This window comes from Legionella moravica DSM 19234 (assembly GCF_000423305.1).
Lineage (GTDB): Bacteria > Pseudomonadota > Gammaproteobacteria > Legionellales > Legionellaceae > Legionella > Legionella moravica.
In genome coordinates, this window is the sequence record NZ_KE384002.1 from 1 (window position 1) to 8,654 (window position 8,654).

Consider the following 8,654-nt stretch of genomic DNA (forward strand, 5'->3'; position numbering starts at 1 on the left):
AAGCTCTGCGCGCCTTCGGAACCACCGGCGGCCGCTATGGCGTTTTTTACGTGTTCGGGCATGCCCTCGAATACCCATGGCAAAAACAACGACTGGAACTGCATGTTGAATTGTTGGCGTTCCTCGCCCTGTGGGTCTCGCCCTTCGGGGAGGGTAATTCCCATCTGTTCGCCAAGCACTTTCTGAGTCATGAAATCAAACAGCCCTCGAAACAACAGATCATCCGCATTCAGCGGCAGGCGTTTGCCTTCATAGCCATTGAGTGCCATAAGCCAGGCATGGCGAATCCCGGTGTTACAGATGCGTGGGTATGCGGTAGCCAGGGCATTGTTGATGCGATCGAATTCTTGAAGACGCAGGGCGCGTTCTTGTTTTGGTGAACTTCCTGGCGGCACCGGCCAGACCTGTTCATCAGTATCGATTAAAGCAGAAAGTACGATAGCATAGATCTCCGGCAGGGGCAGATACCATTGCTCGGAAATTTCAGTTCCGTCTTTAGTGTGCGTCAGCGTGACCCGGTCAAGTTCTGGATGGAGGCTTTGATCGCTGAGGGTTTTAGTCAGCCAGGATTTAGCTATTTCTTTGAGTTGAGACGTTTTTTTGCGGCCTTCATATCGCTCTCTGATATTGCTCATACGAGCTTGTGCCGCACCATTTCCTTCTGCACTAAGGGACATGATTGGTGTTGCTGAGGAGGAAGAAGAAGGCGATGAGGATGATGAAGACGATGAGGCCGTCGAAGAACTTGCGCCATTGTGACGAACAAGGTATTTGTGCGCCAGGCGAATGGCAAGCGATGCCGCTGCATTCGATACAATCACGTCATGCGTGCTTTGTTTATTTCTTGTAGCAAGGGCTATCTGCTGTTCTCTAGGGTCTGCCATAAGGTATTTGCCTTACTAAGAATATAATAGTTCAATAATAATACAATTCGATCTATGTGTAAATATATTGACCTATGCAAGATCTTCAGATTTAAAATCGATTCTAACCGTTAAAGCCTTGTTTTTTTGATAATTCGTCCTCTGGATTTACTAATTCTGAGTTTGTGGCCTGTGATGAATGATTGTGACTAAAAAACGAATGAGAAGAAGAAGCCACTTTGCTTATAGTTGTTTCAACATATGCCTGCAGGATCATCCTGGATTCTGGATTTTTTTCCCCCAATTGCAGTACGGTTTCGTTGTTGGTGTTTTTTGTCATCAGGGCATTTGTCCTTTCTTCTCCTGGAAGGCAGTTAAGAAGGATTTTCAGGGATTCCGGTGTCTTTGTTGCCTTGTGCAACAGAGTGACTTGACGATAGCTTTTCCCCAACACGGCTGCTGTTAACGATTCTTGCGGTAGGCAGCTCAGTAATATTTTTAGGGATTCGGGATTTTTGATCCCCGCGTACAGAACTGTTTGACCTTTCCAGTTTTTTGTTAACACCGCCTTAGCTCTTCTTTCTTTTGGTATGTAGTCCAGAATAAAATTCAGCGAGTTCGGATTCATTACCACTTGGTGCAGCAATGTGCCGTTTTTGGGGTTCTTTGTCATCACGGCTGCTGCCTTTTTTCCTTCCGGCAGGCAAGACAAAAGGAGCCCCAAAGATTCTGTAGAGTCTACTGCTTCGTACAACACGGTTTCGCCGAAGCAATTCATCTGCATCAAGGCTAATGACTTTTCATCCTCTGTCAGACAGTCAAGAAGAAGTTTTAGTGATAGCGGGTTATTTGCCGCGTAGAACAGAACAGAGAAGTCGCGCTCATCGTTCATCATTACGGCAGTTGACTTTGTCGCGTTCGGTATATAGGCCAGAAGAAAACTGAGGTACTTTGGATTGTTTGCTGCATGATGCAGCAGGCTTTTGCCAAATCCATCTTTGGCCAATACAGCCTCTATTTTTTTGTCATCGGGCAAGTTGCTGAGGAACCATTGTAAAAATGATTCATGACCGTTAAGCAGTGCCGCTCCGAGAGGAAAATACTGTAAAAATCTTACGAAGTAGTTCGCACTCTTTGCGAGAAGGGCAGCGGCAAGAGGGATGTGACCCTGAACTGCCGCAAGGTAAATAGGCGTTAACCCCCAGCGATTCGATGCGAGAGGATTGAAATCAGGATGCTGTATGACCGCTTGAATTATGGTTTGTGGTACGTCGTTGGATACCGCAAGGAATTTTGCGACATCAAGGCTGGTGACCGGGGAAATATTCCCTGGCGTGAATATTGGTGGTATGGTTTCTGGTACCACTCCGTTAGCAATATGTTCGACATAGTCAAGGAGCTTATCCGGATAGGAGGCATGCGCCAACGCTAGCGCACCTAAGTCCTGCGCTTCATTGAATCGATTGCGAAGGAAGTGCAGAAGGATGCGAAGATTCATACTAAATGTTTCTGACCAGGTTTCCTGTGAATAGCAAAGTGCATGGAGCAGGATACGGTTTATCTGGTAAGGCGTTATATCGAGTACCCCATCTTCACTCATTTGGTTTGTCCACGTCAAAAGCATCCGATCACTGACGCGAATTGCAGGCATGGTGTTCTGTGTTTCGGTATTTTCCCGCAAAAAAAGCTCAAAAAGCCTGGTGAACAGATTCGCACGCACCATTATCTCTGCATCTCCAGTTGTGGCAAACCAGTTGGCAAAGTAGTTGTTAATAAAATCGTGAAAGGCAGAATTTTTCCAAATCCCCAATCTGCGCTCAAATGCCTTCAGATTGCGATCAATCAGGCTGAGGTTAGAAAGAAGATCGTGCAGGGAAGGGGGTTGGTTTGCGATGCATTTGGCCAGAAAATCTATAGACTCGGCCCAGGCATGATGGTCTTCTGCGGGAGTATCGACTATGTTCAGAAGTCTGTGGTGGGTCTGATACTGATGAAGAGCGTCCAGAAGGCGGATCAGCAGATAAACCTTTGCAAACGCATCGGTAGAATTCGTCTCTGCCTCATTCAGGGCCTCGGGCAAGAAATCCGGGCCTCGGAGCCAGTTGACCATGTCACTGGCGATTTGTTCAACTCCTTTAACTGGATTAGTGTCTATGTTTAACGCGGCATTTTTTAATGTTGGATGGTCTAGCGCAGCAATAAGCGGCGTGAAATTGCAAGGAATGGTTTCCAGCCCTTCCATAGAGCAATAATCCGCAATTTTTTTCATCATGTCTTGGTCAGGCAGTGTCTCAATTTCGTGAAAGCGTGAAAGCACCAAGATCCGGGCGCCTTCAGAACCACCAGCGGCTGCTATTGCCTCTTTAACCTGTTCTGGCATGCCTTCGAATACCCACGGCAAAAACAGTGACTGGAACTGCGTGTTGAATTTTTGGCGTTCCTCTCCCAGTGGGTCTCGCCCTTCCGGAAGAGTAATTCCCATCTGTTCGCCAAGTACATTATGAGTCATGAAATCAAAAAGCCCTCGGAATAACAGATCAACCGCATTCAGCGGCAGGCGTTTGCCTTCGTAGCCATTGAGTGCCATAAGCCAGGTATGGCGAATCCCGGTGGCGCAGATGGGTGGGTATGCGGTAGCCAGGGCATTATTGATGCGATCGAATTCCTGAAGACGCTGTCCTCGCTGTTTTCTGGCATTACTTCCAGCTGGCACAGGCCAGACTTGCTCATCGGTATCGATTAAAGCGGAAAGTACTATGGTATAGACTTCCGGCAATGGCATGTACCATTCCTCAGAAATTTCCAAACCACCCTCTACACGTGTAAGTGTTACCCGATCTAACTCCGGATTCAGAGAGCGAGGGCTTAGGGTTGTTGCTAGCCAGCTTTGGGTTGTTTCGGTGAGCAAAATTGATTTTTTACGGCTATTATATCGCCTCATGATGTGCTTCATACGCGCTTGCGCTGAAGCATGTCCTTCTGCGCTTAGAGACATGGGTGATGATTGCGATGAGGTAGATGTAGAAGACGTCGAAGAGCTTGCACCGCTGCTATGAAAGAGGTATTTACGTGCAAGACGAATGGCGAGCGATGCCGCTGCATTGGATACAACCACATCATGCGTGCTTTGCTCATAGTTGACTCCACTGGCAATCTGGCGCTCTCTGGGATCAGTCATAGGATGTTTGCCTTCTACAAATATAAAAAATAGTGTAATAATATAAAAAGGTTAATTTGTAAACATTCTGATTTAGGAGATATTTAAGTCAGCTTCAAGCCTTTTTATTAAGGTACTCGAGTAAAAGAGGATGTTTATCGTAGCCAGTTTTCTATCGCTTCCATTGTTTGTTTATTGATGATAATAAACTCTTCATAAAGTTTTTGGGGAATTCCTGCTTTTTTATCTTTGAAATAATGTTCCAATGCTTCACAGGCGTAACGCATACGGATGGTTCCGAAATATAGGGCGCTGCTTTTCATTTTATGGGCGATTTTTTGTACCTGAGTAAAATTTTGTTTTTTCCAGGCTAGATCCATTTCATGGAGATCCTGTTCGGTTTGAGTCAGCAGCATTTTTAATAGCTCGGCAAGAGTGTCTTTCGTTTCTACATGTTCCAATGCGTTGTTTATATCCAGCAAAGGATGTTGCTCAAAATTAAGGAGTTGGTTAAATGAAGCATAGTTGATTGTTTTGGATGCTGTGTCATTTTTATGGTCTGGTACATACTTGTTTAATAAAGCAGCGAGCATATCCTGTCTTATGGGTTTGGTCAGCATTTTGTTAATCCCCGCTTTTAAACCCTCTGGTTCAGCATCGACTATGGAATGGGCTGTTAAACTAATAATAGGCACGGGATTTTTTCCTGCTTTTTTTTCATATTTACGGCAGAGTTTTGCTAGAGTTGTTCCGGAAAAATCAGGCAGACCAATATCGGTTAATACCAGATCAAAGGATTGGGTCTTAAAAAGTTTCAGTGCTTTTTTACCCGTCGTAGCTGACTGAAAAGTACAATGGGCCTGTTTTAGCGCATTTTCTGCCATTTTGAGCACAATGGCATTATCTTCTACGAGTAAGATGACCGGGGTGTTCTCATTTAAATTTTTTGAATTATCCATTTGTATTGGTTCAGGAACTTCAGCATCAAAAGAGGTGGGTATTGATTGATTCGCTCTTGGTGTCTTTTCGTTTTGGTGGTGTGGAATTTGGACGGGTATCGTCAGGGGTATGTTGAGCGTAAAGGTTGAACCAACTCCAGGAGTTGAGTCTACTGCAATGTGACAAAGTAGGCTTGAATATAATAAAATGTCAACAGCCCCTAATAAAAGAGCATCGAAGAGGAGTTGATCTTTTTAAGTCAATTGTCATTTTGAAGCAAAATTGAATACAATAGATCCTTTTGCCTGGATAAACCTATTTTATGCTAAATGAAGCAATATCAAAAATGCCTGAAGCTTTTGAATCGAAGATACTGCTCCGGGGATTAGAGTACTTCCAAAATGGCCAGGTACTTAATATTCGCTTGAGTGATGGATTGTTAAAAGGACGAGTTAAAGGCAGTACCAGCCAGATTTACGATATTCACATGGATTTGAAAACATGGCCAGGCAAGCCTGCCCGTTGCTCATGTCCCTATCAGAGTAATTGCAAACATGCTGCCGCCTGTCTTTTTGCATTAAGAGACAGGGAAAAAATGAATCTTCAGTCGCAAACTGCTGGCAAATTGGATAAAAAACTGGATGTTTGGCTGAAAAATCTACGCGCTCAAGAAGAGACCGCAGTTAAAAAGCACGAAGCAACCCATCATTTAAATTATTTAATTTCAGTAAAACTTTCAGGTTATGAGCATAAAGTTTCCATCAGACTGGCCTTGGCTAAAATTTTAAAGCGCGGCGGTTATGGGAAGAAGATTGTTTTTAATAGCTTACCGGAATCTAAAAAACAGCACTTTATTGATCAAGACGATGACATCGTCGCACAATTATTGTTCAAATGTGGTGCGTCCGGTTGGTTTGATCAGTTAACAATACGTAATACCGAATTATTGGAAAAAATTATTGCTACAGGACGTGCCTTTTTTGTTGAAAATGAAGACCTGCCCATTGAGTTGGGCGAAACAGTTACAGGAACCTGTGAGTGGGTACTGGCTGCTAATGGAAATCAGCGATTACAATTAATGCATGATGGTGTATGTATAGAACCTTTACTGCTGGATGAAAGTTGGTATTTTGATTATTTCAGATCCGTGATGGGGCGTCTGGTGACCCCTTATCCTGTAAAGCAATTACGTCATTTATTGGAAGCACCGCCTATTCCGATAGAGCAGGCGGAGCTGTTAGCTAGAAAAATGGAAAAAACATGCCCGGAGTTTCCTACACCACACGTATTTCATAGCCGTGAAGTGAAAGAAATCCAGCCAACACCTGTATTGACCCTGGATACAATTAATGAGTTTGAAAGCGAATCATCCTGGTTTTATGAACGTGATGAAGACATTAATGCGGTATTCATCGCAAAGGTCTCCTTTGACTATAATGGTTTGATTATACCTTATGCTGAATCTTGCCTTAATGTAATGCATCAGCAAGATGGTGTGTTGATTGAATATAAGCGGGACAAGGATTTTGAGCAACTGAAACTGGAGGAATTACAGCAATCAATTGAATTAAGACCAGCCCATAAATGGGAGGAACTCAATTGGAATTGTGCTGAGCATGAGTATTTCGTGCTTGAACACGTGACGGCGCCTGCCGATCTTGAATCGCTTTATGCCAGCTCATTGCCTTATTTAAAAAATCGGGGTTGGCGGGTTGAGTTTAAAAGCGCGTTATACCAGGAAATAGTCACCGCAGAAGATGTGGAGTGGTATTCCGATATTCAGGAAAGCACTACCGATTTCTTTTCCTACCAATTGGGTATTTTAGTAGAAGGCAGGCCGGTCAGCATCGTGCCTTTGGTGGCAGAGTTAATCCAACGATACAGCGGGAATGATCTGGATGGTTTGCCTGATGAACAGCTTGTTAATCTACCTCTGGAAGATGGGCGGGTTTTGCAATTACAAATGGGTCGTATTAAGCCCCTGATTCGTTTGTTGTTTCAATTTGGATTGCGTCAAATAGACGAACAGCATCAATTACAAATCAATAAGTACCAGTTTATATTAATGCAGGAAGCCGAACTAGCACTAGCCGCAGCGAAATCACGTTGGCAAGGAGCCGAGTCATTACGAAAAGAACTGAGTCAGTTAATTACATTGACTGATTTACCCGACATTCCAAAACCCTCAGGACTGCAGGCCAGTTTAAGAGATTATCAACAATATGGATTAAACTGGTTGCAGTTTTTACGGGTCAGTAAATTCAGTGGGGTTTTGGCGGATGATATGGGTTTGGGTAAGACAGTTCAGACCTTAGCTCATTTGCTCTATGAAAAAGAACAAGGACGATTGACTCAGGCAACCTTAATCGTTGCTCCTACCAGCCTTGTTGGAAATTGGTTGGCAGAAGCCCAACGATTTACCCCTGAGTTGTCTGTTGTTGCCTATCATGGAAGTGACAGGCATCTGGATCATTTTGGTGACTATGATTTAGTCATCTCGACTTATGGTTTAATCCAACGAGATAAAGATAAATTCATTAATTATCAGTTCTATTATCTGATTTTGGATGAGGCGCAGTTTATTAAAAATGCACGCACTAAAACCACTCAGATTATTCAACAATTAAACGCAAAGCATCGATTGTGTCTTACAGGAACACCTTTGGAAAATCATTTAGGTGAACTGTGGTCTTTATTCCATTTTCTGATGCCCGGTTTGCTGGGTGATGCAAAACAATTCAGGCTTTGGTTTAGAACCCCTATAGAAAAACACGCAGATATAGAGCGAAGGGAGTTGCTAGCCAGAAGGGTTAAACCCTTCATGTTAAGGCGAACGAAAAACCAGGTAGCTAGTGAGTTACCGCCTAAAACTGAAATAACACGAACTATAGAAATCGTGGGGCCACAACGAGATCTATATGAAGCAATTCGTATGAGCATGGAGAAGAAAGTCAGAGACGCAATTGCCAAACAGGGTTTAGGCAAGAGCCATATCTTATTGTTGGATGCACTATTAAAATTGCGCCAAGTCTGCTGCGATCCTCGATTGTTATCTCTGCCAGAAGCCGCGATTGCTCATGGTACTTCCAGTAAATTAGAGACCTTGATGGAGCTGTTGGATAGTTTGGTTGAAGAGGGGCGGCGAGTATTGGTTTTCTCTCAATTCACCTCAATGTTGCAATTAATCGAAGAGCAATTAAACGAAAGACAATACGATTATTTGAAATTAACGGGACAAACCCAAAACAGACAGGCTTTGGTTGATCAATTTCAAAAAGGCACCATACCAATATTTTTAATCAGTCTAAAAGCCGGTGGAACTGGGCTTAATTTGACACGGGCGGATACCGTAATTCATTACGATCCCTGGTGGAATCCTGCCGTTGAAGATCAGGCAACGGATAGAACGCACAGGATAGGTCAGGAAAATCCGGTTTTTGTTTATAAACTAATAACTTCGGGTACTGTAGAAGAAGCGATCTTGGGAATGCAGGAGAGAAAACGATTATTGGTCGATGGAATTTTGTCTTCGGATGCGTCGAAGACGTTGACTTTGACGGAAGCAGATCTGGATCAGTTTTTCATGCCCCTCACTTGAACGGGCATATTTGGTGCATCTTGCACGATCTCACCCACTAAAAAATGCTCACATACTGATGTATGCTGCGCTTTTTCAGCGGGCGAGATCGTGCAAC

At 43.7% G+C, this 8,654-nt stretch carries 4 protein-coding genes; 1 reads left to right on the forward strand and 3 read right to left on the reverse strand.

The annotated features are described in order from the left end of the window. The 3 genes from G543_RS18025 to G543_RS0113825 all read right to left on the reverse strand — a co-directional run. The coding region (locus G543_RS18025; protein WP_155824938.1) for a hypothetical protein at positions 1-884 on the reverse strand (884 nt) is incomplete at its 3' end. Between the two features lie 103 nt (positions 885-987). Further along, positions 988-4,041: an ankyrin repeat domain-containing protein gene (locus tag G543_RS0113820; RefSeq protein WP_028385042.1), complete on the reverse strand. Its 3,054-nt coding sequence runs from the start codon at positions 4,039-4,041 to the stop codon at positions 988-990. A 134-nt stretch (positions 4,042-4,175) separates the two neighbouring features. Further along, positions 4,176-4,979 (reverse strand): response regulator, encoded by an 804-nt coding sequence (locus tag G543_RS0113825; RefSeq protein ID WP_028385043.1) that lies wholly within the window; start codon positions 4,977-4,979, stop codon positions 4,176-4,178. Positions 4,980-5,281: 302 nt separating this feature from the next. Between G543_RS0113825 and G543_RS0113830 the strand changes: the two genes are divergently transcribed. Next, the gene (locus G543_RS0113830) at positions 5,282-8,557 is read left to right on the forward strand and encodes a DEAD/DEAH box helicase (RefSeq protein WP_028385044.1); all 3,276 of its coding nucleotides are present in this window, start codon (positions 5,282-5,284) and stop codon (positions 8,555-8,557) included. The last annotated feature ends 97 nt before the right edge of the window (positions 8,558-8,654 follow it).

Bases quoted from the DNA above. Each gene is read 5' to 3' on its own strand.
- G543_RS0113820 (WP_028385042.1), bottom strand. From the start codon at position 4,041: ATGACTGATCCCAGAGAGCGCCAGATTGCCAGTGGAGTCAACTATGAG.
- G543_RS0113825 (WP_028385043.1), bottom strand. From the start codon at position 4,979: ATGGATAATTCAAAAAATTTAAATGAGAACACCCCGGTCATCTTACTC.
- G543_RS0113830 (WP_028385044.1), top strand. From the start codon at position 5,282: ATGCTAAATGAAGCAATATCAAAAATGCCTGAAGCTTTTGAATCGAAG.